This window comes from Pantoea dispersa, assembly GCF_019890955.1.
Lineage (GTDB): Bacteria > Pseudomonadota > Gammaproteobacteria > Enterobacterales > Enterobacteriaceae > Pantoea > Pantoea dispersa.
This window is the reverse complement of record NZ_CP082346.1, coordinates 3,301,520-3,325,771: the sequence shown is the minus strand read 5'-3', so window position 1 is coordinate 3,325,771 and position 24,252 is coordinate 3,301,520. Positions and strand designations below refer to the sequence as shown.

22 protein-coding genes are annotated in these 24,252 nt (G+C 57.2%); 17 read left to right on the top strand and 5 right to left on the bottom strand.

Features of this window, described 5'->3' with window-relative positions; genetic code table 11:
* The first annotated feature begins 152 nt into the window (after window positions 1-152).
* Window positions 153-1,061: a LysR family transcriptional regulator gene (locus K7H94_RS15595; RefSeq protein WP_021507614.1), complete on the top strand. Its 909-nt coding sequence runs from the start codon at window positions 153-155 to the stop codon at window positions 1,059-1,061.
* On the opposite strand, the gene K7H94_RS15590 is transcribed toward K7H94_RS15595, so the two are convergent.
* Complete coding sequence (locus K7H94_RS15590; RefSeq protein ID WP_150059228.1) at window positions 1,062-2,651, bottom strand: MFS transporter; 1,590 nt, start codon at window positions 2,649-2,651, stop codon at window positions 1,062-1,064.
* Window positions 2,652-2,866: 215 nt separating this feature from the next.
* Here K7H94_RS15590 and K7H94_RS15585 point away from each other — a divergent pair, with 215 nt between their 5' ends.
* A complete protein-coding gene (locus K7H94_RS15585) occupies window positions 2,867-3,688 on the top strand; it encodes an alpha/beta fold hydrolase (RefSeq protein WP_010616452.1) in 822 nt (273 codons plus the stop codon).
* 197 nt (window positions 3,689-3,885) lie between these two features.
* Here the strand turns inward: K7H94_RS15585 and treF are convergent, their stop codons facing one another.
* Together treF and K7H94_RS15575 are read right to left on the bottom strand one after the other, a co-directional pair.
* Window positions 3,886-5,544 (bottom strand): alpha,alpha-trehalase TreF, encoded by a 1,659-nt coding sequence (treF, locus tag K7H94_RS15580; RefSeq protein ID WP_222952057.1) that lies wholly within the window; start codon window positions 5,542-5,544, stop codon window positions 3,886-3,888.
* A gap of 348 nt (window positions 5,545-5,892) precedes the next feature.
* Entirely contained in the window at window positions 5,893-6,747 is an 855-nt protein-coding gene (locus K7H94_RS15575) for an SDR family oxidoreductase (protein ID WP_222951298.1), read from the bottom strand.
* Between the two features lie 101 nt (window positions 6,748-6,848).
* On the opposite strand from K7H94_RS15575, the gene K7H94_RS15570 reads away from it, so the two are divergent.
* The gene (locus K7H94_RS15570; RefSeq protein ID WP_222951297.1) at window positions 6,849-7,220 is read left to right on the top strand and encodes a winged helix-turn-helix transcriptional regulator; all 372 of its coding nucleotides are present in this window, start codon (window positions 6,849-6,851) and stop codon (window positions 7,218-7,220) included.
* Window positions 7,221-7,242: 22 nt separating this feature from the next.
* Here the strand turns inward: K7H94_RS15570 and yghX are convergent, their stop codons facing one another.
* Entirely contained in the window at window positions 7,243-8,133 is an 891-nt protein-coding gene (yghX, locus tag K7H94_RS15565; RefSeq protein WP_222951296.1) for a YghX family hydrolase, read from the bottom strand.
* A 568-nt stretch (window positions 8,134-8,701) separates the two neighbouring features.
* Here yghX and K7H94_RS15560 point away from each other — a divergent pair.
* From K7H94_RS15560 to nhaR, 7 genes are all read left to right on the top strand, one after another.
* Window positions 8,702-10,126, top strand: a complete 1,425-nt coding sequence (locus K7H94_RS15560) for a cytochrome ubiquinol oxidase subunit I (RefSeq protein WP_058759655.1) — start codon at window positions 8,702-8,704, stop codon at window positions 10,124-10,126.
* A complete protein-coding gene (gene cydB / locus K7H94_RS15555) occupies window positions 10,127-11,131 on the top strand; it encodes a cytochrome d ubiquinol oxidase subunit II (RefSeq protein WP_222951295.1) in 1,005 nt (334 codons plus the stop codon). It begins immediately after the preceding gene.
* Between the two features lies 1 nt (window position 11,132).
* Window positions 11,133-11,300 (top strand): DUF2474 domain-containing protein, encoded by a 168-nt coding sequence (locus K7H94_RS15550; protein WP_021507606.1) that lies wholly within the window; start codon window positions 11,133-11,135, stop codon window positions 11,298-11,300.
* A 390-nt stretch (window positions 11,301-11,690) separates the two neighbouring features.
* Window positions 11,691-12,557 carry a helix-turn-helix domain-containing protein gene (locus tag K7H94_RS15545; protein ID WP_058780419.1) on the top strand — a complete coding sequence of 289 codons (867 nt, stop codon included), beginning with the start codon at window positions 11,691-11,693 and terminating at the stop codon, window positions 12,555-12,557.
* A gap of 251 nt (window positions 12,558-12,808) precedes the next feature.
* Complete coding sequence (locus K7H94_RS15540; protein ID WP_164861030.1) at window positions 12,809-12,952, top strand: hypothetical protein; 144 nt, start codon at window positions 12,809-12,811, stop codon at window positions 12,950-12,952.
* 190 nt (window positions 12,953-13,142) lie between these two features.
* Entirely contained in the window at window positions 13,143-14,321 is a 1,179-nt protein-coding gene (nhaA, locus tag K7H94_RS15535) for a Na+/H+ antiporter NhaA (protein ID WP_141496235.1), read from the top strand.
* A 29-nt stretch (window positions 14,322-14,350) separates the two neighbouring features.
* Window positions 14,351-15,253, top strand: a complete 903-nt coding sequence (nhaR, locus tag K7H94_RS15530) for a transcriptional activator NhaR (RefSeq protein ID WP_058759651.1) — start codon at window positions 14,351-14,353, stop codon at window positions 15,251-15,253.
* A 51-nt stretch (window positions 15,254-15,304) separates the two neighbouring features.
* On the opposite strand, the gene rpsT is transcribed toward nhaR, so the two are convergent.
* The gene (gene rpsT / locus K7H94_RS15525; protein WP_013507813.1) at window positions 15,305-15,568 is read right to left on the bottom strand and encodes a 30S ribosomal protein S20; all 264 of its coding nucleotides are present in this window, start codon (window positions 15,566-15,568) and stop codon (window positions 15,305-15,307) included.
* A gap of 319 nt (window positions 15,569-15,887) precedes the next feature.
* On the opposite strand from rpsT, the gene ribF reads away from it, so the two are divergent.
* The 7 genes from ribF (at window position 15,888) to carA (ending at window position 24,245) form a co-directional block, all read left to right on the top strand.
* The gene (ribF, locus tag K7H94_RS15520) at window positions 15,888-16,826 is read left to right on the top strand and encodes a bifunctional riboflavin kinase/FAD synthetase (RefSeq protein ID WP_150059233.1); all 939 of its coding nucleotides are present in this window, start codon (window positions 15,888-15,890) and stop codon (window positions 16,824-16,826) included.
* Between the two features lie 27 nt (window positions 16,827-16,853).
* The gene (gene ileS / locus K7H94_RS15515; RefSeq protein ID WP_088516070.1) at window positions 16,854-19,673 is read left to right on the top strand and encodes an isoleucine--tRNA ligase; all 2,820 of its coding nucleotides are present in this window, start codon (window positions 16,854-16,856) and stop codon (window positions 19,671-19,673) included.
* On the top strand, window positions 19,673-20,173 hold the full coding sequence (gene lspA / locus K7H94_RS15510) for a signal peptidase II (protein WP_021507598.1): 501 nt from the start codon (window positions 19,673-19,675) through the stop codon (window positions 20,171-20,173). Before ileS ends, lspA begins: the two co-directional genes overlap by 1 nt.
* A 9-nt stretch (window positions 20,174-20,182) precedes the next feature.
* Window positions 20,183-20,653 (top strand): FKBP-type peptidyl-prolyl cis-trans isomerase, encoded by a 471-nt coding sequence (gene fkpB, locus K7H94_RS15505; RefSeq protein ID WP_021507597.1) that lies wholly within the window; start codon window positions 20,183-20,185, stop codon window positions 20,651-20,653.
* Window positions 20,634-21,587 carry a 4-hydroxy-3-methylbut-2-enyl diphosphate reductase gene (gene ispH, locus K7H94_RS15500; protein WP_021507596.1) on the top strand — a complete coding sequence of 318 codons (954 nt, stop codon included), beginning with the start codon at window positions 20,634-20,636 and terminating at the stop codon, window positions 21,585-21,587. The genes fkpB and ispH overlap by 20 nt, the downstream gene beginning before the upstream one ends.
* A gap of 223 nt (window positions 21,588-21,810) precedes the next feature.
* Window positions 21,811-22,626 (top strand): 4-hydroxy-tetrahydrodipicolinate reductase, encoded by an 816-nt coding sequence (gene dapB, locus K7H94_RS15495; RefSeq protein WP_222951294.1) that lies wholly within the window; start codon window positions 21,811-21,813, stop codon window positions 22,624-22,626.
* Window positions 22,627-23,096: 470 nt separating this feature from the next.
* On the top strand, window positions 23,097-24,245 hold the full coding sequence (gene carA, locus K7H94_RS15490; RefSeq protein WP_031279710.1) for a glutamine-hydrolyzing carbamoyl-phosphate synthase small subunit: 1,149 nt from the start codon (window positions 23,097-23,099) through the stop codon (window positions 24,243-24,245).
* Window positions 24,246-24,252: the final 7 nt, after the last annotated feature.

Here is a 24,252-nt window from a genome sequence, read left to right as displayed (position 1 = left end):
CCGTTAAATTAAGCGTAGCGGCCCTCAGCCACCGTGTTAATGCGCGGTTAAAAATGCTTGCGCCGATGAGGAAAAAAATACGAAATGACAGCAGTTATTGATAACGGATTGTTTTTACGTTGTCGTTCAACTTTTTTTACGGAGGGTAGGGAATGCGTTTAAATCTGGAGGCGCTGCTGATTCTGGATGCGCTCGATCGTCATGGCACCTTTGCCGCTGCGGCCGCGCGACTGTTCAAAACTGCGTCGGCGTTGAGCTATACCGTGCAGAAGATGGAGAGCGATTTAAAAATCACGCTGCTCGATCGCTCCGGCCATCGCGCCACGTTCACGCCGACCGGCCGTCTGATGCTGGAAAAAGGGCGGACGCTGCTGCGTGCGGTGAACGAGCTGGAGCAGCAGGCGCGCTACGTGGAGAGCGGCTGGGAGAGTCTGCTGACCATCAGCGTGGATGCTTCGCTGCCGTTCAGCATCCTCACGCCGCTGATTGACGAATTTTATCAGCAGCACCCGCACACCCAGCTGCAGTTCCGTCAGGATGTGCTGGCCGGCTGCTGGGAAGCGCTGCACTACGGCGAAGCGGACATTGTCTTTGGCGCGGTTCAGGAACCCGCCACGCGCAAAGAGATTGTCTGCCAGCCGCTGGGCTGGCTGGAGTATGTGTTCGCTGTCGCTCCTGACCATCCGCTGGCGGCGGAGCCCGAACCGCTGCTGCGTGAACAGATTCGCCAGTATCGCGCGGTCACGGTGCATGATTCATCCCGCCACGGTGCCGGGATGGATTTACGCGTGCTGGATGAGCAGAAGACGCTGAGCGTGCATGATTTCCCGGCCAAACTGCAGGCGCATCTCGCCGGGCTCGGCTGTGGTTATCTGCCGCTTTATCTGGCGCGCCCGCACCTGGCGAGCGGTGCGCTGGTGGCGCGCCAGCTGGACAGCGAGTGCCGGCGCGATATCGCCTATCTGGCGTGGAATGAGAGCGCCTGCGGCAACGCGGCTATCTGGTGGCGCGAGCGCCTGCCGACGCTGCCCGGCCTGAGTGACATCTACGCGCCAGCCTGATCACAGCGCAATATGATGGCTGACCTGCGGGGGTTCATCACCCTGATGGAACTGCAGTACCGCCTGCTGTAACTCAGCATCGGCGCGCGAGACGCGCTGGTGCTGACGCAAATGCTCCTGCCATGACTCCACCATAAACCACTCCAGCAGCGCTCCGGCATCGTCGGTCTGCTCCATTAATCCCCACGCATAGGCACCGTCACGGCGTCGCGCCTGCGCCAGTTTGTGCATGGCGTGCTGGAAAGCGGCGCGATCGGCCTGGGGAACACGGTAGCGAATCTGGATCAGTACGGCACCACGACGGATATCCACCGCATCGCTCACCACCGGTTCAGCCCAGTGTTGCGCTGGCTGCAGATCCGCTTCGCCCGCCGGCAGCGCCAGCCGTTTTGCCAGCAGCGCCGTGATGAGCAGCGCCGCACCGGCCAGCATCAGCGTTGACGCCAGACCCATGTGCTGGGCGATCAGCCCCCAGGCCAGACTGCCACCCGCCAGCGTGCCGTTGAACACCATCAGATAGACCGCCAGCCCGCGACCGCGCACCCAGTCGGGCAGCACCGCCTGCGCCACGCCGTTGAGGGTCGTCAGCGCGATGATCCAGCCGGTGCCCAGTACCAGCATCAGCAGCAGCGCCAGCCACTGTGGCGGACTGAGCGCCAGCGCCACCATGACCAGCGCGCTGAGCACGGCGGAGAGCAGCATCAGTCCATCATGGCTCAGCCGGGCACGCAGGCGCGGCAGCAGCAGCGCGCCGGCAATGGCACCGGCACCGACGGCCCCAAGCAGCAAGCCATAAAAGCCCGCGCTGCCGTGCAGCATGGTGCGCGCCACCAGCGGCAGCAGCGCCCAGATGGCACTGGCGAAGGCAAAATACAGCGCGGCGCGCAACAGTACGCGGTGCAGTTCGCGGCTGGCTTTCACATAGCGCAGCCCGGCGCGGAAAGCGCCAAAGAAGTGCTCATTCAGCGCGGTAGCGGCTTTCGCCGGACGTTTCCACCACAGTAGCGCGGCGATGACGAAAAAATAACTGGCGACATCGGCACCGTAAGCGGCCATAGCACCTAAACTTGCCAGCAGCAGGCCGCCGGTAGCCGGTCCAATCGCCCGGGCGATATTGATGCCCAGCGAGTTGAGCGCGACGGCATTTTTCAGCTCATGGCGGGGTACCAGCTCCGGCACGATGGCCTGCCATGCCGGACCGAACAGCGCCGCGCCGACGCCGCCGACAAAGGTCAGGCCGATCAGCCATTCAACGGTGAGCCAGTGGTTGTGCGACAGCAGCAGTAGCGTGCCGCTGACGCTGGCCATCAGCAGCTGCACCACAATCAGCAGGCGGCGGCGGTCAACAATATCTGACAGCACGCCGGCCGGCAGCGCCAGCAGGAACACTGGCAGGGTGGCGGCGGTTTGCATCAGCGCGACGGCGGTTGGGTTATCCGACAGTCCGGTAATCAGCCAGGCGCTGGCGACGTCGCGGATAAAGCTACCGGTATTGCCGAGCACCGAAGCGGTCCAGATCACGGCGAAAAGCCCGTAGGCGAAAGGGGAAAACGCGCCGCTGCGCGCTGTTTGTGGATTTGGCTGGTTCATCAGGCTGTTCCTGTCAGTGTGCGATGAGAGCACGATACGAAGCTCGCCCGTCAGGAGATAGCGGAAAAAATCGGCCAACTTGTACAAGGATTTTTGATGGCAGGGCTTAGCAAAAATCTTTGCACAAGTTGTCAAAATCTCTGCTTTAGGTTTTTCCAGCATCCCACGCTAGTTTGATTGCCAGACACAACATCACTGACTAACGGAGAAAAAACATGAGCACATTTAAGACTAAAGACGGCGTAAACCTGTACTTCAAAGACTGGGGCAAGGGGCAGCCGGTGCTGTTCAGCCACGGCTGGCCGCTGGATGCCGATATGTGGGACAGCCAGCTCAACTTCCTCGCCGAGCGCGGCTATCGCGTCATCGCGTTTGACCGCCGCGGCTTTGGTCGCTCCGATCAGCCGTGGGAAGGCTACGATTACGACACTTTTGCCGACGATATTCACGGCCTGATCGAGCATCTGCAGCTGGATGAGGTGACGCTGGTGGGCTTCTCAATGGGCGGCGGGGATGTGTCGCGCTACATTGGTCGTTATGGTACCGCGAAAGTGAAAGGACTGGTGCTGCTGGGCGCCGTCACCCCGATCTTTGGTAAAACCGACGACCACCCGGAAGGGGTAGAATCAGCGGTGTTTGACGGGATCAAAGCGGGTTTGCTGAAGGATCGTGCGCAGTTTATTAAAGAGTTCGCCACGCCGTTTTACGGCACCAATGCGGGCCAGACGGTTTCCGATGGCGTACTGACGCAGACATTGAACATTGCGCTGCTGGCGTCGCTGAAAGGTACACTGGATTGCGTGACCGCGTTCTCTGAGACGGATTTCCGTGCGGATATTGCCAAAGTGGATGTGCCGACGCTGGTGATCCACGGCAGTAACGACCAGGTGGTGCCGTTTGAAGCCACCGGCAAGCTGGTGCATGAGATGATTGCGGGTTCGCAGCTGAAAGTGTATGAGAACGGCCCGCACGGTTTTGCGGTGACGCATCAGGACCAGCTGAATGCGGATCTGCTGGCGTTTTTGCAGGGGAATTGAGGGGGAGTGCGTTTTTCCCCTCACCCTAACCCTCTCCCGCCCGCGGGAGAGGGGACCGATCGAGCGGGGGATTGGCTCTTGAATTAACCTGGGCTGTCTCAGTCCTGCATATGGCAGCGTTTCCCTCTCCCGGTGGGAGAGGGCCAGGGTGAGGGCATCAGGCCGCAGCATCCCGCATCAGACCGCAGTACTCCGCGTCAGTCCGCCAGCAAATGCCCGTACATCGCCAGCAGGCGACGGGTGACGCCGTTGGTCCAGCCGAAGCCGTCCTGTAGTGGATACTCACCGCCGCCGCCCGGGCGGGCGCGATCGCCGCTGATATCGTACTTCTCTACCAGCTTATGATGCAGCGAATAGAAATTCTTCACCGTGGTCAGCCAGTTGACCGCAATCTCCGTTGCCAGCGTCTCTTCACCGTAGTTATTCAGTCCGACCACCGCCATCCACTGCAGTGGTGCCCAGCCGTTGGGTTTATCCCACTGCTCGCCGCTCTCCACCATGGAGGTCACCAGCCCGCCCTGCGTCAGCAGCAGCTGGCGCAGCGCCACCGCCTGCAGATGCGCCTGTTCCGGTGAAGCCAGCCCCAGGAACAGCGGTACCACCGCCGCTGCGGTAAAGGCACCAAAGCGTTCACGACGCCAGTCGTAGTCGCGGTACACGCCAGCGGTGTTGTCCCACAGATAGCGATGAATCGCCTGCTTGCGCGCATCCGCTTTCTTCTGCCACGCCAGGCCGGTGAGTTCTTCGCCCTTCGCGTGCGCCAGCGTCGAGATCATCAGCTCCAGCTTGTAGAGAAACGCATTCAGATCCACCGGAATAAACTGGGTGGTGCGAATGCTGGCCAGACGCTGTGGATCGCGCAACCAGCGCGAGGAGTAATCCCAGCCGGAAGCGGCACCGGCGCGCAGATCGCGATAAACCTCGCTGGCCGGGCGACGCGATTTGCTGGCGGTTTCCACATCTTCCATCCACGACTCATCGCGCGGCGTGTCGCGATCGTCCCAGTAGCGGTTGAGCAGCGAACCATCCGGCATGCGCACCACGTGACGATAGGCCTGATGCGGCATCAGCTCGCCGGCCCCGTCCATCCAGAACTGATACTCTTTCATCAGCTGGTCAAGATAGCGCTTCGCGCCGCGAATGCCGTCCTCTTCAAACAGCTCGACCATCAGCGCGAACACAGGCGGCTGCGAGCGGCTGAGGTAATAGGTACGGTTGCCATTCGGCACGTGACCGTAGTTATCAATCAGCCAGGCGAAGTTGTCCGCCATATGACGCAGCAGATCGTCGCGGCCCGCTTCGGCCAGTCCCAGCATGCTGAAGTAGGAGTCCCAGTAATACGTTTCACCAAAACGCCCGCCGGGCACCACGTAGGGCTTCGGCAGCGGCAGCAGCGACGAATGCGGTAAATGCTGCTGCGGCATTTTGGTTAACACTGGCCACAGATCGTCAATATGTTCCGTCAGGGTTTTATCCGGATTGGAAACATAAAAACTCTCATTGACCTGCGGTAAATAAAAATGCTCGTGGACAAATTTTTCCAGGTCGAACTCCGCCGAGCGTTTACGGCGGCGATAGCGGATTAAAATATCCAGCGGATCGAATTTAGGCGCGCAGTCCGGAAACGTTTTGCTGTCGGCAAAAATACGTGACGTCTGCACGTGCTCAAACAGCTCCATATAGCGATCGGCAGGCGTCAGCGCATCAGGCGCAGGCAGGCCTTCAATCAGCTCGGGTTCCGGCTCCGAATCCTGCATACCTTCGCGGATAAACTCGTGAGGATCGTATTGATACCCCAGATCAGCATGGGCTTCGTGTTCTCCGAAAGCTTGACGTTGCTGGTGGTTAGTATTAATAGCGGCCTCCTGAAATTGCCTGGTTGCTCAAAGGACAAATTATAGATCTCTGACCCGATGAGACAACAATGCGAAATATCTATGAACGTAATAAATCTTGTCGATTGATCGGCTATTTAAGGCTTTTTTCAGCGAATACAACGTCCTATATTTCAGGAATTGAAAGCAGTGTTTCAGATGAAGCTTTAAATAAGTGAACAGAATTATCTGTAAATAAGAAAATCGTCAGTGATGACGGCAAAAAAGCGGGAAGAGGTTGATCATTTGATGGCAAACGAGACGGGGAAAAAAGGGCTTTTCGTCGCCCTCACCCCGGATTTCACCGCAGGTGAGGGCGCCATCAGCGCCTTACTTTGCCAGCGTGGCCTTAATTACCGCGGCGAACGGTGTGGTCGGGCGGCCAATGAGTTTGCTAAGCGTGTGGCTGTCGTCGAACAGGGCACCCTGAGCGGCACCGGCGTCGGAATCCGCCAGCAGTTCGGCCAGCGGCGCGGGTAAACCGGCTCCGATCAGCGCCGCACTGAACTCCGCAGGCGGCAGGTTAACGTACTCCACCTGTTCGCCGGACTGGCGGGCAATCTCCGCACTGAATTCTGCCAGCGTATAGCTGTCATCGCCGGCCAGTTCGTACACTTTGCCGGCCTGATCGTCACGACTGATCACCTCTGCCGCCGCGGCAGCATAATCCTCGCGCGCCGCCGACGCGATGCGCCCGTTGCCCGCCGCGCCGATAAAGGCATGATGCGCTAACGCCGGTGCGATGCTGGCCGCATAGTTTTCGCTGTACCAGCCGTTACGCAGCAGGGCATAAGGGATGCCTGAAGCCTGCAGCAGCGCTTCGGTGGCGCGGTGTTCGACGCCCAGACCCAGCGGCGAAGTATCGGCATGCAGCAGACTGGTATACGCGATAAATGACACGCCCGCCGCTTTGGCGGCATCAATCACCGCCCGGTGCTGGGCTTCGCGCTGGCCCACTTCGCTGGAGGAGATCAGCAGCACTTTCTGCACGCCGGCAAAGGCGCTGTGCAGCGTCTGTGGCTGGTTGTAATCCGCAGTACGCAGCGCGACGCCGAGCGCCTGCAGGTCCTGCGCCTTTTCCGGTGAACGTACCACCGCGATGATCTCGCTGGCCGGTACTTTCTTCAGCAAAGCATTAATCACTAAACGGCCCAGTTGGCCAGTGGCTCCGGTAATCGCAATCATGGTGTTTTTCCTCAGGTTGAACTGGTATGGAAACAGCCTACGGGATAAACTAACTTTTAGTAAGTACTTACAGATTTGTTAGTTTGAGCGGAGTGATGTAAATGGCTGAAAACCTGAGTGATAAATTTTCCCGTGGTGAATTGCTCGATGTGAACTGCCCGTCACGTGAAGTGTTAAAACGGATTACCAGCCGCTGGAGTGTGCTGGTGTTACTGGCGCTGCGCGCTGAGACGCTGCGCTTCAGCGAACTGCGCCGCCGGATTGGTGGCATCAGTGAACGCATGCTGGCGCAGACGCTGCGCTACATGGAAGAGGATGGCTTCATTGAGCGTATCGCTTATGAAGTGGTGCCGCCGCACGTGGAGTACCGGCTGACGGCGCTGGGCCATGAGGTGGAAGGACAGGTCATCGGCCTTGCCGACTGGCTGGAAAGCAATGTCCACCGCATCATTAAAGCGCCGCAGACAGCGTGAGTGCCGTCGCGGCGCGCCAGGCTCAGGCATGCAAATATTTCTCAAACCAGCCGAGTGTGCGACCCCATGCCAGGTCGGCGGCGGCTTTGTCATAGCGTGGCGTGGAGTCGTTGTGAAAGCCGTGATTCACGCCGGGATAAATATACGCCTCGTAGGTTTTGTGGCTGGCTTGCAGAGCGGCTTCAAAGGCTGGCCAGCCTTCGTTGATGCCTTTATCCAGCGCGGCATAGTGCAGCAGCAGCGGCGCCTGAATGCGCGCTACATCTTCCGCTTTTGGCTGGCGACCGTAGAACGGCACGGCGCAGGCCAGCTCAGGAAACGCCACTGCCGCCGCATTGGCCACGCCGCCGCCATAACAGAAGCCGGTTATGCCGACCTTGCCGTTCCCCTCGGGATGCTGCATCAGGAAATCGACTGCCGCGAAGAAATCGTTCATCAGTTTGGTCGGGTCCACTTTGGCCTGCATCGCACGGCCCTCTTCATCATTGCCCGGATAGCCGCCCTGCGAGCTTAAGCCATCCGGCGCCAGCGCGACATAGCCCGCTTTGGCGACCCGTCTCGCCACGTCTTCAATGTAAGGATTCAGGCCGCGATTCTCGTGTACCACCACCACGGCACCCAGCTTGCCGCTGGCGTGAGTCGGGCGCACCCGATAAGCGCGTACCTCGCCATGTCCCTGGGGCGACGGGTAGTGAATGTATTCGGCGTTGATGTCAGGATCGGTAAACGACACCTGCTCTGCCAGCGCATAATTGGGGCTCATGGCGCTGAGCAGGGTGGCTCCGGTCATGCCGGCGATGGTGAACTTCGCGGCCAGCGAGATAAAGTCGCGCTTGCTGATGCGACCGTGCGCATAGTAGTCATAAAGCTCAAGCAGTTCCTGGGGAAAATCCTGGGCGGTAAGACGGGTCATAACCTCTCCTTCGCTGATTAACCGGACTGTGCTGCTTTAACAAAGCACAGCCTGACGCCGCTGGCAAATGCCATGCCCCAGCGGGTTAATGCGCGATGGCTCACAGAATGTCACCGAAAGGCAGCAAATTAATTTCTTTTTGGTCTATAAAAATTATCTTTTAATTAACAAAGTTTCTTTCTGGCGACTGTGCAGGAAATTTTACAGCGTAACGTGACGATGCGGTCCTGTGCCGTTTTGTCTGGCGCAGTAATTAACAGCTAAATTAGCCAGTTACCAGATTAACGCCTTTTCCTCTCGCTCTGCTTAATAACAAGATTGTCACAATAAATCACGGGCTTTAACCTTAACTTAGTGATTTTAAACAAGTAATTTCTGGTGAAAACAATGATCGAAATCAAAAAATACTGTTATAGTTTTAGCCATTCCCACTGTTTCTTTTTGTTCTCGCCGCTTGCCTTACAATTGGCGTGAATCTCTTCCGACGTCACGAAATAATAATCTTGTGCGTCAAAATTGTTAATTATAAGTAAAAATTCGGTGCAATCTTGTGGCAAAGAGGTAAGCAATGTTTGGATTAGATGCCTTCCACCTGGCCAGGATTCAGTTCGCCTTTACTGTTTCCTTCCATATTATTTTCCCGGCCATCACCATCGGTCTCGCCAGTTTCCTGGCGGTGCTCGAAGGCATGTGGCTGAAAACCCGTAACGAGACCTATCGCGATCTCTACCACTTCTGGTCCAAAGTCTTTGCCGTTAACTTCGGTATGGGCGTGGTGTCCGGACTGGTGATGGCGTATCAGTTTGGTACCAACTGGAGTGGCTTCTCGCAGTTTGCCGGCAGTATTACCGGTCCGCTGCTGACCTATGAAGTGCTCACCGCCTTCTTCCTTGAAGCGGGCTTCCTCGGCGTGATGCTGTTTGGCTGGAACCGCGTTGGGCCGGGCCTGCACTTCTTTGCCACCTGCATGGTTGCGCTCGGTACCATCATCTCGACCTTCTGGATCCTCGCGTCCAACAGCTGGATGCATACCCCGCAGGGCTACATCATAGAGAATGGCATCGTGGTGCCGCAGGACTGGTTCAGGATTGTCTTCAACCCGTCGTTCCCGTACCGCCTGTTCCATATGTCGGTGGCGGCCTTCCTCGCCAGCGCCTTCTTTGTTGGCGCGTCTGGCGCGTGGCATCTGCTGCGCGGTAACGACAACCCGGCAATCCGCAAAATGTTCTCTATGGCACTGTGGATGGCACTGATCGTTGCGCCGATTCAGGCGATGATCGGCGATGCGCACGGCCTGAATACCCTTGAGCATCAGCCGGCAAAAATTGCGGCGATTGAAGGCCACTGGGAAAACCCGCCGGGGGAAGCGACGCCGCTGATTCTGTTCGGTATTCCGGATATGGATGAAGAGCGCACCAAATATGCGCTGGAAGTGCCGTACCTTGGCAGCCTGATTTTGACCCACAGCCTGGACAAACAGGTCCCGGCGCTGAAGAGCTTCCCGAAAGAGGACCGCCCGAATTCGCTGGTGATCTTCTGGTCGTTCCGCGTCATGGTGGCGATGGGCCTGTTGATGATCACCCTCGGCGTGCTGAGCCTGTGGCTGCGTTACAAAAAGCGGCTGTATAACTCCCGGCCGTTCCTGTGGTTCGCCCTGCTGATGGGCCCGTCCGGCCTAATCGCCATTCTTGCCGGCTGGTTTACCACGGAAATTGGTCGTCAGCCATGGGTGGTGTACGGCGTGCAGCGCACCATTGATGCGGTGTCGGCGCATGGTGATTTGCATATGAGCATCAGCCTGCTGGCCTTCATCCTCGTCTATTCGTCAGTGTTTGGTGTCGGCTACGTTTACATGATGCGCCTGATCAAGAAAGGTCCGCTGACCGGCGAGGGTAAAGATGTGCGCCACGGTGGTCCGGGGCAGGATAAAACACCTGCGCGTCCGCTTTCTGCGGCCCATGAGAGTCTGAACGAACCGCAGGAGGGTAAATAAATGATCGATTTCTCCATTATCTGGTTCGCCATTATCGTGTTCGCCACCCTGATGTATATCGTGATGGATGGCTTCGATCTTGGCATCGGTATCCTGTTCCCGTTCAACAAAGATGCAGTTGAGCGCGACATGATGGTGAATACCGTTGCGCCGGTCTGGGATGGTAACGAAACCTGGCTGGTGCTGGGCGGTGCCGGTCTGTACGGTGCGTTCCCGCTGGCCTATTCGGTGATTGCCGATGCGCTGGCCATTCCGCTCACCGCGATGCTGATTGGCCTGATTTTCCGTGGCGTGGCGTTTGAGTTCCGCTTCAAGGCCACGGAAGAGCACCGCGCGTTCTGGGATAAATCATTTATCGCCGGTTCACTGCTGGCGACCTTCAGTCAGGGCGTTGCGGTCGGTGCAATTATCGACGGCTTCCCGGTGAGAGGGCGCGAGTTTGCCGGCTCGGCGCTGGACTGGCTGGCGCCGTTCCCGCTGTTCTGCGGCGTCGGTCTGGTGGTGGCATATGCGCTACTGGGCTGTACCTGGCTGATCATGAAAACCGAGCATGAGCTGCACCGCAAGATGTCCGCGCTGGCGACGCCGCTGGTGATCGCGCTGCTGCTGATTGTCGGCATTATCAGCCTGTGGACGCCGTTCACCCACGATGCGATTGCGCACCGCTGGTTCAGTCGTCCTAATCTGTTCTGGTTCCTGCCGGTGCCGGTACTGGTGCTGCTGTGTTCGTGGGGCATCGTGCGCGCCATCAAGCGCGAGGCGCACTACTCGCCGTTCCTGCTGACGCTGGCGCTGGTGTTTCTCGGCTTCTCCGGCCTCGGTATTAGCGTATGGCCGCACATTATTCCACCGTCGATCACCATCTGGGACGCCGCGTCACCGCCGCAGAGTCAGGCCTTTATGCTGGTCGGTAGCTTACTGATTATTCCGGTGATTCTGGGTTACACCTTCTGGAGTTACTACGTGTTCCGCGGAAAAATCAAAGCCGACGAAGGATACCACTGAGATGCAAACCGAGGTCAGCAATATGAACAACCCCACTGAAACGAAAGCCCCCTGGTGGAAGCGCGTGCTGTGGTTAGTAATCATCTACGGCGCAAGCGTGCTGGCACTGGGCGTGGTGGCATCACTGTTTCGTATGATGATGACGGCAGCGGGCATGCGTTCGCACTAAGTGGTCGATGAGGGCAGGCACGCCTGCCCGGTGTTATCGGTCGCCATAAATGGCGACCCAGCAAGGTGATGCACGATTTTCATAGGGTGCGCATTGATGCGCACCGATCATGTGTCGACACATCAGATTGACCAGCATTTGATCGCCATTAATAGCGCCCCTGCGGATACGATTTACAGGGTGCGCATTAATGCGCACCGCTATGCGCAGGCAAATCACTGCTCAACGATGCGATGCTATTAAGGAGATAAAAAGTTAGTCACCTAAGCAATTAATGCTTTTCCCGTCTCGCTGTCTTTACTCTTCCTTACGTTATCCATACGATTTTGTTATATTTATGTGACGGATTACGCAAAAGCACCGCCTTTCCAAACCCATTCAATTAAAAAAATGCTCAGCCTGAATCTGAAAAAACAGTACATCAACGATCTGGTGGACTGGATCGAGGCCAATCTGACCGACGAGCTCAACATCGATCTGATTACCCTGAAATCCGGTTACTCCAAGTGGCACATGCAGCGCATGTTTAAAGAGATGACCGGCCAGACGCTGGCCTCGTACACGCGCAAGCGTCGTCTGACGCTCTCTGCCATGGCGCTGCGCCTGACCAGCATGCCGCTTATCGATATCGCCGTGCGGTTTGGCTTTGATAATCAGCAAAACTTTACCCGGGTGTTTAAAAGCCACTTCGCCATGACGCCAGGCGCTTATCGCCGCATTCCTGAGATGCAGATGAAAGACTTCCACAGCCGCATCTCAACCCAGCGGCAGTGGGTGAGTGCGCGCCTGGCAGAGAAGCCGGAGCTGAAGCTGTGCGGAGAAGTGATTGAGTGGGAGTGCCGCTTCGGCGAATACATTGACCACCACAATCACGTGGTGGCGCAGCATACGCGTGATTTCATCGCCTTCGCCGGCCAGCACGTACAGCGTGGCTGGCTCGGTTTCCAGTTCAGCCCGGGGGTTAACTCCAGCGATCAGCAGCATATCAGCCTGTTCCAGGCGCTGGAGAGCCAGTACGCCGACGTGCTGACCGGCAATGTACAGAACTGGACTGGTGAAAGCGGACTGTATGCGGAGATTGACTGGCACGGCGCGCCGGAAGAGATCAATGCGTTCACCGCAGAGGTGTACTACAACCATCTGCCTGCGCTCGGCGTGGCGCGGCGGCCGGGCAAGGACCTGATTAAGCTCGATCTCCGCTACAGCACGCCGGATCTGCTGCAGGGCACCTTTTACATTCCGGTTAAAGTCGGATAATGCATAAATCGTGCGGTAAACTGTGATAAACCGCACGATTTTATAAATTCCTGTGCCTGAGTGGCGTAAAATCCTTCACTGAAACCTGACTGACCGTGGAAAACACTGTTTGCCACCTCTCAGGCTGGATCATCACCTGCATGCCTGGTCCATTCCGGACCGTTATAGTGAAAAGACAAAAAATTATGCGACTTCTACCGTTGTTACTTTCAACAGCGCTTGTGGCGTTTTCCGCGCTGGCAAGTGCCCAGATGGCTGAGCCTTTCTCACCGCCAGGCGGCCTGCATCCGCATCAGCCTCACTGCGCCCAGCATGAGATTGCTGGCGATAATGCGCTGCCACAACAGCGCACGGATGATGTGACGCTGCTGACCTGCACTAACCACCAGGCCTGACGGCGTGCTACCTGCTTAGCGACCAGCGCCGTATTGCGTTCGTCCGCTTTCAGCCCCTCCCTCCGCTGAAATACGCCCGGCCTGGCGAATAACTCGAAAATCCCGAGCAATAAACGAGACATAAGCTGCTTTTAACGAGGTGTTTCAGCGGCTAAACTTCTCCACCAAATGTCTCTGCTCAGGAGGAGTTGTGAACAAACCCCGTAGTATTCGAAGCTTGCTGAAAAGCTTTATCGAAAGTGACGCCAGCAACGGCATGGTGCTGATTCTGGCGGCGGTGGCGGCGATGGTGCTGGCCAATAATGCCGCCACCGCGCAGGGCTATCAAAACCTGCTGGCGGAGCCGGTACAGATTCGCTTCGGCGCGCTGGATATCAGCAAAAACCTGTTGCTGTGGATTAACGATGCGCTGATGGCGCTGTTCTTTCTGCTGATTGGCCTCGAAGTGAAGCGCGAACTGATCAGCGGCGAGCTGGCCAGCCGCGATCGCGCGATCTTCCCGGTGATTGCTGCGCTGGGCGGCATGATTGCGCCGGCGCTCATTTTCCTGCTGTTCAATCATGATAACGACGTTGCCCGCAACGGCTGGGCAATTCCCACGGCCACCGATATCGCCTTTGCGCTCGGCGTGCTGGCGCTGCTCGGCAGCCGGGTACCGGCGGCGCTGAAAGTGTTCCTGATGGCGCTGGCGATCATTGATGACCTCGGTGCCATCGTGATTATTGCGCTGTTCTATACCAGCGATCTGTCAGTGCTGTCGCTGAGCGTGGCGGGCGGCGCTATCGTGCTGCTGGCGATCCTCAATCGCTGCGGTGTGCGCAACATCGCGGTGTATATGCTGGTGGGCGTGGTGCTGTGGACCGCGGTACTGAAGTCCGGCGTGCATGCCACGCTGGCGGGCGTGGTGGTGGGCTTCTTTGTGCCGCTGGAGGAGAAAGAGGGACACTCACCGGCTGAGCACCTGGCGCACGGGCTGATGCCGTGGGTGAACTGGCTGATCCTGCCGCTGTTCGCGTTCGCCAATGCCGGCATCTCGCTCAGCGGCATCACCTTTGGCGATGTGCTGTCGCCGGAGCCGCTTGGCATTATCCTCGGTCTGCTGATTGGTAAACCGTTAGGTATCACGCTGTTCTGCTGGCTGGCGGTGAAGCTGCGGCTGGCGGCGTTGCCTGGCAGCACCACCATTCGCGACATTATGGCCATCGGCGTGCTGTGCGGTATCGGCTTTACCATGTCGATCTTCATCAGTTCGCTGGCGTTTGACGCCGCGCATGAACAGCTGGTGACGTTCTCGAAGCTGGGCATTCTTAGCGGTTCACTGCTGTCGGCGGTGATAGGTTACACGCTGCTGCGCATCAAACTGCGCTAGTAAGGAGAGGCGCAAGCCTCCTTTATGGTATGAATCAGCTCAATTTTAATCATCTCTACTACTTCTGGCAGGTGTGCAAAACCGGTTCGGTGGTGCGCGCCGCTGAAGTGCTGTGCCTCACGCCGCAGACCGTAACCGGCCAGATCAAAGCGCTGGAAGAGCAGCTGAATGGCGTGCTGTTTCGCCGTCAGGGGCGCGGCCTGGTGCCCACCGAGCTGGGGCAGCTGGTGTTCCGCTATGCCGATCGCATGTTTATGCTCAGCCAGGAAATGCTTGATATCGTTAACTACCGCAAGGAGTCGCATCTGCTGTTTGATGTTGGCGTGGCGGATGCGCTGTCAAAACAGCTGGTGAGCAAGGTGCTGGAAACGGTGGTGATGGCCGGCGAGAAAATTCAGCTGCGCTGCTTTGAATCAACGCATGAAATGCTGCTGGAGCAGCTCAGCCAGCACAAGCTGGATATGATCCTCTCCGACTGCCCGATAGATTCAACCCAGCAGGCCGGGCTGTTTTCGGTCAAGCTCGGCGAATGTCCGGTTAGCTTCTGGTGTAATGCGCCACTGCCTGAGCTGCCGTTTCCGGCCTGTCTGGAGCAGCGGCGCCTGCTGCTGCCCGGCCGGCGTTCGATGCTGGGGCGCAAGCTGCTGAACTGGATCCACAGCCAGGGGTTACAGGTTGAGATTCTCGGTGAATTTGATGATGCGGCGCTGATGAAGGCGTTTGGCGCGCAGAACAACGCGATCTTTGTCGCACCGACGCTGTACGGAGATGACGTCTATCGTGACGATAGCGTGCGCGAGATCGGCAGGCTGGAGACGGTGATGGAGGAGTATCACGTTATTTTTGCCGCGCGTATGATTCAGCATCCGGCGGTGCAGAGCATCTGCCATCGCGACTTCAGCGCGCTGTTCAGCCACGGATCGCAGGCATAAAAAAACCGGCGAAGCGCCGGTTCTTTTAACAAAGCGATAAACAGACGGCGATTAAGCCAGTTTGTTGATCTGAGCAGTCAGGTTTGCTTTATGACGTGCAGCTTTGTTTTTGTGGATCAGACCTTTAGCAGCCTGACGGTCCACGATTGGTTGCATTTCGTTGAATGCGTTCTGCGCAGCAGCTTTGTCGCCGGTTGCGATAGCCGCGTATACTTTCTTGATGAAAGTACGCATCATAGAACGATTGCTCGCGTTATGCTTGCGACGTTTCTCAGATGTTACGGCGCGTTTCTTAGCTGATTTGATATTAGCCAAGGTCCAACTCCCAAATGTGTTCTATATGGACAAATCAAAGGCCGAGGACTATGCCTTTTGCGCCTTCTTTTGTCAATGGATTTGTGCAATAAAGCGTCGTTTTAACTACGACACCCGCTTACGTAATTGATGGCGCAAGATTCTACCAGCAACACCGCGCTGAATACAGTATTTCGCAACAAAATTGTTGTGATGGGGCCGGAGCCGCCAGCCAGCGGGCGCCTGACGCTGAATCAGGCGCAGGAAAGGCACGCAGACGGGTTAACCTGAACGCTATTCAAGGGTATAATCCGCCGATTTCCACCGGTTTGAGTCAGCCATGAAGTTTATCCGCGGTATTTACAATCTGAAAGAGCAGCATCGCGGCTGCGTCCTGACCATTGGTAATTTTGACGGCGTGCATCGCGGCCACCAGGCGCTGATGGCGGAGTTAATTGCCGAAGGACGTAAACGCAACCTGCCGGTGGTGGTGATGCTGTTTGAGCCACAGCCGCTGGAGCTGTTTGCCGGCGACAAAGCGCCGGCGCGCCTGACGCGTCTGCGTGAAAAGCTCAAATACCTCGCACTGGCGGGCGTTGATGCCGTGGTGTGCGTGCGCTTCGATCGCCGGTTTGCGGCACACTCAGCACAAAGCTTTATCAGCGAACTGCTGGTCGACAAGCTCAATGTGAAATTCCTCGCAGTGGGGGATGATTTCCGCTTTGGCGCTGGTCGCCAGGGGGATTTCCTGTTATTACAGAAAGCCGGTGCGGAGTATGGCTTTGAGGTCATCAGCACCCAGACCTATTGTGATGGCGGCAAACGTATCAGCAGTACGGCGGTACGTCAGGCGCTGGCGCAGGACGATTTTGCTCAGGCGCAGCTGCTGCTCGGTCATCCGTTCAGTATTTCTGGCCGCGTGGTGCACGGTGATGCACTGGGACGCACCATTGGTTTCCCGACCGCCAATCTCCCGCTTCGACGCACCGTGACGCCGGTAAAAGGTGTCTTTGCGGTAGAAGTGCTGGGGCTGGGCGAGCAGCCGATTCCCGGCGTGGCAAACATTGGTACGCGCCCGACGGTAAAAGGTCTGCGTCAGCAGCTTGAAGTTCACCTGCTCGACACACATATGAATCTTTATGGGCGCCACATTGAGGTGGTGCTGAAGCAGAAGATTCGCGACGAACAGCGTTTCGCTTCGCTGGACGCGCTGAAAGAACAAATTGCGAAAGATGTGGTGACGGCCCGCCAATTTTTTGGGCTAAAAACACCGGTTTAATGACCGAAATACGGAACCGAGAATCTGATGAGTGACTATAAATCTACCCTGAATTTGCCGGAAACGGGGTTCCCGATGCGTGGCGATCTGGCCAAACGCGAACCGGGAATGCTGCAACGTTGGTATGATGACAACCTGTACGGCATCATCCGCGCAGCCAAAAAAGGGAAAAAAACCTTTATCCTGCATGATGGCCCTCCGTATGCGAACGGCAGCATTCATATTGGTCACTCAGTTAACAAGATTCTGAAAGATATTATCGTTAAGTCGAAGGGCATGGCGGGCTTTGACTCGCCGTATGTTCCCGGCTGGGACTGCCACGGCTTACCGATTGAGCACAAAGTTGAGCAGATGATCGGCAAGCCAGGCGAGAAAGTCAGCGCAGCTGAATTCCGCGCAGCCTGCCGCAACTACGCGGCGGAGCAGGTTGAAGGCCAGAAGAAGGACTTCATCCGCCTTGGCGTGCTCGGCGACTGGGATCGTCCTTATCTGACCATGAATTTCCAGACCGAAGCCAACATCATTCGCGCGCTGGGCAAGATCATCGGTAATGGCCATCTGCACAAAGGCGCCAAGCCGGTGCACTGGTGCATGGACTGCCGTTCCGCGCTGGCGGAAGCGGAAGTGGAGTATTACGACAAAACCTCACCTTCTATCGACGTGATGTTTAACGCGCTGGACGCCGACGCGGTACGCGCGAAGTTTGGCGTTGCGGCGTCGGAAGGCCCGGTTTCACTGGTTATCTGGACCACCACGCCGTGGACTATGCCGGCAAACCGCGCCATCTCGCTGCATCCGGAATTCGACTACCAGCTGGTGCAGATTGCCGGCCGCAGCCTGATCCTCGCGAAAGATCTGGTGGAATCGGTGCTGAAACGCGCGGGCATCAGCGAGTGGCAGGTGCTGGGCGAATGCAAAGGCGCCGCGCTGGAGCTGCAGCTGTTCCAGCATCCGTTCCTTGAGCAGATCCAGTCGAAAGTGGTGCTGGGCGAGCACGTCACGCTGGACGCCGGTACCGGTGCGGTGCACACCGCGCCAGGCCACGGTCCGGATGACTATGTGATCGGCCAGAAGTACGGCATCGAAACCGCTAACCCGGTCGGACCGGACGGCGCGTATCTGCCGGGCACCTATCCAACCCTGGATGGCGTTAACGTATTTAAAGCCAACGACATGATCGTTGCGCTGCTGCAGGAGAAAGGCGCGCTGCTGCACGTGGAAAAACTGCTGCACAGCTATCCGCACTGCTGGCGTCATAAAACGCCAATCATCTTCCGGGCTACGCCGCAGTGGTTTATCAGCATGGATCAGAAAGGCCTGCGTGCGCAGTCGCTGAAAGAGATCAAAGGCGTGCAGTGGATCCCGGACTGGGGTCAGGCGCGTATCGAAGCGATGGTCGCTAACCGTCCGGACTGGTGCATCTCGCGTCAGCGCACCTGGGGCGTGCCGATGGCGCTGTTCGTCCATAAAGAGAGCGAGCAGCTGCACCCGGATACGCTGGAGCTGATGGAGAAAGTGGCGCAGCGCGTCGAGCAGGACGGCATTCAGGCGTGGTGGGATCTCGATCCGCGCGATCTGATGGGCGATGACGCCGATCACTACGTCAAAGTGCCGGATACCCTCGACGTCTGGTTTGACTCCGGATCGACCAGCTTCTCGGTGGTGGATGCGCGTCCGGAATTTGACGGGCACGCACCGGATATGTATTTGGAAGGCTCGGATCAGCATCGCGGCTGGTTCATGTCGTCGCTGATGATCTCCACGGCGATGAAAGGCAAAGCGCCTTACCGTCAGGTACTGACCCACGGCTTTACCGTCGACGGTCAGGGCCGCAAAATGTCGAAATCCATCGGCAATACCGTGGCACCGCAGGACGTGATGGACAAGCTGGGCGCGGATATTCTGCGTCTGTGGGTGGCCTCAACCGACTACTCCGGTGAGATGGCCGTATCCGACGAAATCCTGAAACGGGCCGCCGACAGCTATCGCCGTATCCGTAACACCGCGCGCTTCCTGCTGGCCAACCTTGCAGGCTTCAATCCGGCGACAGACTGCGTCAGCCCGGAAGAAATGGTGGTAGTGGATCGCTGGGCTGTCGGCCGTGCGCTGGCGGCACAGCAGGATATTGTGCAGTCGTACGAGAACTACGATTTCCACGAAGTGGTGCAGCGTCTGATGCACTTCTGCTCCATTGAGATGGGCTCGTTCTACCTCGACGTGATCAAAGATCGTCAGTACACCGCGAAGGGCGACAGCCTGGCGCGTCGCAGCTGCCAGACCGCGCTGTGGCATATCGCTGAAGCGCTGGTGCGCTGGATGGCGCCGATCATGTCGTTCACCGCGGATGAGATCTGGGGCTATCTGCCTGGCGAGCGTCCACAGTACGTGTTCACCGAAGAGTGGTATCAGGGCCTGTTTGGTCTGGCGCAGGATGAAGCGCTGAATGATGCTTACTGGGCAGAACTGCTGAAAGTGCGCGGTGAAGTAAACAAGGTTATTGAGCAGGCGCGCAGCGACAAACGCATCGGCGGCGCACTCGAAGCCACCGTCACGCTGTACGCCGATCCGGAACTGGCGGCGAAGCTGCAGGCGCTGGGCGATGAGCTGCGTTTCGTGCTGCTGACCTCGGGCGCGACCGTGGCGGATTATGTGACGGCCAGCGACGAAGCACAGCAGAGCGAGCTGTTAAAAGGTCTGAAAATCGCGCTGCATAAAGCAGAAGGCGAGAAATGTCCGCGCTGCTGGCATTACACTACTGACGTCGGCCAGAATCCGGAGCATGCTGCGGTGTGTGGACGTTGCTACACCAACGTAGCCGGAAACGGTGAAGTGCGGAAATTTGCCTGATGAGTAAACTGTGCTCAACCGGACTGCGCTGGGTATGGCTGGTGCTGGTGGTGATCGTGGTCGATTTTGCCAGCAAGCAGTGGGTCATGAACAACATGATGCTGCATGAAACCCAGCCGCTGATGCCGTTCCTGAACCTGTTCTACGCGCACAACTATGGCGCGGCGTTCAGCTTCCTGGCAGACAAAGGCGGCTGGCAGCGCTGGTTCTTTGCCGGTATTGCCATCGCCATTGTGGTGTCGCTGCTGGTGATGATGTATCGCAATCGCGCCAGCAATAAATTAACCAACATTGCCTACGCGCTGATTATTGGCGGGGCGCTGGGTAACCTGTTTGATCGTGCCTGGCACGGCTTTGTGGTCGACTTTATCGACTTCTATGTCGGTGACTGGCACTTCGCCACCTTTAACATTGCCGACTGCGGAATCTGCATCGGTGCGGCGCTGGTGGTGCTGGAGGGCTTTCTCAGCCCGAAAGGCAAACAGGTCACGAATAAATAAGGGTAACAGATGACAGACATCGTTCAGCGCGACAGCGCGCTGCTGGTGCATTTTACACTGAAGCTGGAGGATGGCTCGACGGCTGAATCCACGCGCGCCAACGGCAAGCCTGCGCTGTTCCGTCTGGGAGATGGCAGCCTGTCGGCGGCGCTGGAGCAGGAGCTGGTCGGGCGTAAAGTGGGCGATCAGCACGCCTTTACGCTCGAGCCGGAAGACGCCTTTGGCGCTGCCAGCCCGGATCTGATCCAGTACTTCTCGCGCCGTGATTTCATCGACGCGGGCGAGCCGGAAGTCGGTGCCATCATGCTGTTCAGCGGCATGGGCGGCAGCGAAATGCCGGGCGTGATTCGTGAAATTTCCGGTGACTCGATTACCGTCGATTTCAACCATCCGCTGGCGGGTCAGCGCATTAAATTCGAGATTGAAGTGCTGGAGATCGATCCGGTGCTGGAGGCCAGCGATGCAAATCCTGTTAGCTAACCCACGCGGTTTCTGTGCAGGCGTCGACCGCGCCATCAGCATTGTCGAGCGGGCGCTGGAGATGTATGGCGCGCCAATCTACGTGCGTCATGAAGTGGTGCATAACCGCTACGTGGTTAGCAGCCTGCGCGAGCGCGGTGCGATCTTCATTGAAGAGATCAGTGAAGTACCGGACAACGCCATCCTGATTTTCTCGGCACACGGCGTTTCCCAGGCGGTACGCGCCGAAGCGAAAGCGCGCAGCCTCACCATGCTGTTTGACGCCACCTGTCCGCTGGTGACTAAGGTGCATATGGAAGTGGCGCGTGCCAGCCGTAAAGGTGTGGAAGCGATTCTCATCGGCCACGCCGGCCATCCGGAAGTGGAAGGCACCATGGGCCAGTACAGCAACCCGAACGGCGGTATGTATCTGGTGGAGTCGCCTGAGGATGTGTTTAAGCTGCAGGTAAAAGATGAAAACAACCTGTGCTTTATGACGCAGACCACGCTGTCGGTGGATGATACCTCGGACGTGATCGATGCGCTGCGTCAGCGCTTCCCGGCAATCATCGGACCGCGTAAGGATGATATCTGCTATGCCACCACCAACCGCCAGGAAGCCGTGCGTGTGCTGGCGCAGGATGCGGAGGTGGTTCTGGTGGTCGGCTCGAAAAACTCCTCCAACTCGAATCGTCTGGCGGAACTGGCGCAGCGTGCCGGCAAGCTGGCGAAGCTTATTGATTCTGCGGATGATATTCAGGAAGAGTGGGTCAAAGGCGTGCAGTGTATCGGCGTTACCGCCGGCGCTTCGGCTCCGGATATTCTGGTGCAGCAGGTGATTCAGCGCCTGCGTGAGCTGGGCGGCGAAGCGGCAATTGAGCTGATTGGCCGTGAAGAGAATATCGTGTTTGAAGTGCCGAAAGAGCTGCGCGTCGACGTACGCAACGTGCAGTAAGCACTTCAATTTGCTGACAGAAACAGGCCGACAATGTTCGGCCTTTTCTTTATCCTTTGTCACCTCAGCCGTGACTTCCAGCGGGCGGGATTGCTTTTACTGATAATCTATCGCGGCTGGCCTAAAATTCTTATTATCCCGTTATTATTGTGGCGTGACTGTTATCTGACCGTTAACCTGTTTACGCTTTGCATGCATAGTTTTGTATCAGGAATGAATAAATATGAGTGAAATCCGCATTGCTATTGTTGGTGCGCCGGGTCGCATGGGACGCAATCTGATTCAGGCCGCACAGCAGGCGGAAGGCGTGGTGTTAGGCGCGGCGCTGGCGCGCAGCGGTTCCTCGCTGCTGGGGGCGGATGCCGGTGAACTGGCGGGAATCGGCAAAACCGGCGTACGGGTGACCGACGATCTGCGGCAGGTGGTGAATGATTTCGATGTGCTGATCGATTTCACCCGTCCGGAAGGCACGCTGGAATATCTGGCGTTCTGCCGTCAGCATCAAAAAGCGATGGTGATTGGCACCACCGGTTTTGATGAAGCCGGTAAGGCAGCCATCCGTGAAGCGGCTGAAGAGATTGGCATCGTGTTTGCCGCGAACTTCAGCGTCGGCGTCAATCTGGTGCTTAACCTGTTACAGCAGGCGGCAAAAGTGATGGGCGACTATGCGGATATCGAGATTGTGGAAGCGCATCACCGCCACAAAGTGGATGCGCCATCAGGCACGGCGCTGGCGATGGGAGAGGCGATTGCCGACACCATGCACTGGAAGCTGGATGAGCACGCGGTTTACGCGCGCGAAGGCCATACCGGCGAGCGCAAGGCGCAAACCATCGGCTTTGCCACTGTGCGCGCGGGCGATATTGTCGGTGAGCACACCGCGATGTTTGCGGATATCGGCGAGCGTGTAGAGATTACGCACAAGGCTTCCAGCCGTATGACCTTCGCCAACGGGGCCGTTAAGGCTGCTGCGTGGTTAAAAGATAAGAAATCTGGCCTTTATGATATGCGTGATGTGCTGGATTTATCGATGTTGTGAGTGTTGTGAACCATCGTGATGTGGTTATTTCAATCGGTAAGATATTGATTGAACAGGGCAATGTTTTCATTGCCCTTTATTTTGTCTGTAAAATGGTAGTCTGATTGTTATTTTTGTTTATGATGGTTGTTTTTGTGACTTATCTGCACGTTTTTTCATGTCGAGTGGCTTTTTTTGACCATTTGGTCAAAAATTTACGCAGTCAGCCGGTGTTTTGCCATTAATTGCGTCAGGCAACCGATTATTTATCGGAGATCTCTCACTATTTTGTCGCCTTGCTTCACTTTTAACATTCAGTAGCCCGAAATATACAAAAAAATAACCGCTCAGGGTAGACAATCACCAGGTCGATCATTAGAATGCGCGCAATTTGCCAAAAATCGAGCGGTCAGGCGGTTTTTGCATTGATTCAGCGCATCATTTTGAATTAATATGCAGATATTGTGACTGCTTATTCCCTGGAGGATGTTTTGATTAAGTCAGCGCTCTTGGTTCTGGAAGACGGAACCCAATTCCACGGTCGGGCCATCGGGGCAACGGGATCGGCAGTGGGGGAGGTCGTTTTCAATACGTCAATGACCGGTTATCAAGAAATCCTCACTGATCCTTCCTATTCCCGCCAGATCGTCACCCTCACTTATCCTCATATCGGCAACGTTGGTGCCAATGCCGCCGATGAAGAATCCAGTCAAATCCATGCTCAGGGCCTCGTCATCCGCGATCTGCCGCTGATTACCAGCAACTTCCGCAGCGAAGAGAGCCTGTCAGCCTATTTGCAGCGCAACAATATTGTCGGTATCGCCGATATCGATACGCGCAAACTGACGCGCCTGCTGCGTGAGAAAGGGGCGCTGAACGGCTGCATCATCGCCGGCGACAGTCCGGATGCGGCGCTGGCGCTGCAGAAAGCCCAGGCGTTCCCGGGCCTGAAAGGCATGGACCTGGCGAAAGAAGTGACCACGGCGGAAACCTACGCGTGGCAGCAGGGGAGCTGGGCGCTGAAAGGCGGCCTGCCCGAACAGCAAAGCGCTGACGCGCTGCCGTTCCACGTGGTGGCTTATGACTACGGCGCCAAGCGCAACATCCTGCGCATGCTGGTGGATCGCGGCTGTCGCCTGACGGTTGTCCCGGCGCAAACGCCGGCTGATGAAGTGCTGGCGCTGAATCCGGACGGGATTTTCCTGTCGAATGGCCCTGGCGACCCGGAGCCGTGCGACTACGCCATCAGCGCGATTCAGGCTTTCCTGAAAACTGACATTCCGGTGTTTGGTATCTGTCTTGGCCATCAGCTGCTGGCGCTGGCCAGCGGTGCGAAAACCGTGAAGATGAAGCTTGGCCATCACGGTGGCAACCATCCGGTGAAAGACCTCGATAACAATACTGTGATGATCACCGCGCAGAACCACGGTTTTGCCGTCGATGAAACCAACCTGCCGGCTAACCTGCGCGTGACCCATGTTTCCCTGTTTGACCAGACCGTACAGGGCATTCACCGCACCGACAAACCGGCGTTCAGCTTCCAGGGACATCCGGAAGCCAGCCCAGGCCCGCACGATGCGGCGCCGCTGTTCGATCACTTTATCGAACTGATCGAAGCTTACCGTTCTAACGCGAAGTAATCAGGAG

Coding starts and splice junctions, on each gene's coding strand:
- K7H94_RS15595 (WP_021507614.1), top strand. CDS start 153: ATGCGTTTAAATCTGGAGGCGCTGCTGATTCTGGATGCGCTCGATCGT.
- K7H94_RS15590 (WP_150059228.1), bottom strand. CDS start 2,651: ATGAACCAGCCAAATCCACAAACAGCGCGCAGCGGCGCGTTTTCCCCT.
- K7H94_RS15585 (WP_010616452.1), top strand. CDS start 2,867: ATGAGCACATTTAAGACTAAAGACGGCGTAAACCTGTACTTCAAAGAC.
- K7H94_RS15575 (WP_222951298.1), bottom strand. CDS start 6,747: ATGATTGCGATTACCGGAGCCACTGGCCAACTGGGCCGTTTAGTGATT.
- K7H94_RS15570 (WP_222951297.1), top strand. CDS start 6,849: ATGGCTGAAAACCTGAGTGATAAATTTTCCCGTGGTGAATTGCTCGAT.
- yghX (WP_222951296.1), bottom strand. CDS start 8,133: ATGACCCGTCTTACCGCCCAGGATTTTCCCCAGGAACTGCTTGAGCTT.
- K7H94_RS15560 (WP_058759655.1), top strand. CDS start 8,702: ATGTTTGGATTAGATGCCTTCCACCTGGCCAGGATTCAGTTCGCCTTT.
- cydB (WP_222951295.1), top strand. CDS start 10,127: ATGATCGATTTCTCCATTATCTGGTTCGCCATTATCGTGTTCGCCACC.
- K7H94_RS15550 (WP_021507606.1), top strand. CDS start 11,133: ATGCAAACCGAGGTCAGCAATATGAACAACCCCACTGAAACGAAAGCC.
- K7H94_RS15545 (WP_058780419.1), top strand. CDS start 11,691: ATGCTCAGCCTGAATCTGAAAAAACAGTACATCAACGATCTGGTGGAC.
- K7H94_RS15540 (WP_164861030.1), top strand. CDS start 12,809: ATGGCTGAGCCTTTCTCACCGCCAGGCGGCCTGCATCCGCATCAGCCT.
- nhaR (WP_058759651.1), top strand. CDS start 14,351: ATGAATCAGCTCAATTTTAATCATCTCTACTACTTCTGGCAGGTGTGC.
- ribF (WP_150059233.1), top strand. CDS start 15,888: ATGAAGTTTATCCGCGGTATTTACAATCTGAAAGAGCAGCATCGCGGC.
- ileS (WP_088516070.1), top strand. CDS start 16,854: ATGAGTGACTATAAATCTACCCTGAATTTGCCGGAAACGGGGTTCCCG.
- lspA (WP_021507598.1), top strand. CDS start 19,673: ATGAGTAAACTGTGCTCAACCGGACTGCGCTGGGTATGGCTGGTGCTG.
- fkpB (WP_021507597.1), top strand. CDS start 20,183: ATGACAGACATCGTTCAGCGCGACAGCGCGCTGCTGGTGCATTTTACA.
- ispH (WP_021507596.1), top strand. CDS start 20,634: ATGCAAATCCTGTTAGCTAACCCACGCGGTTTCTGTGCAGGCGTCGAC.
- dapB (WP_222951294.1), top strand. CDS start 21,811: ATGAGTGAAATCCGCATTGCTATTGTTGGTGCGCCGGGTCGCATGGGA.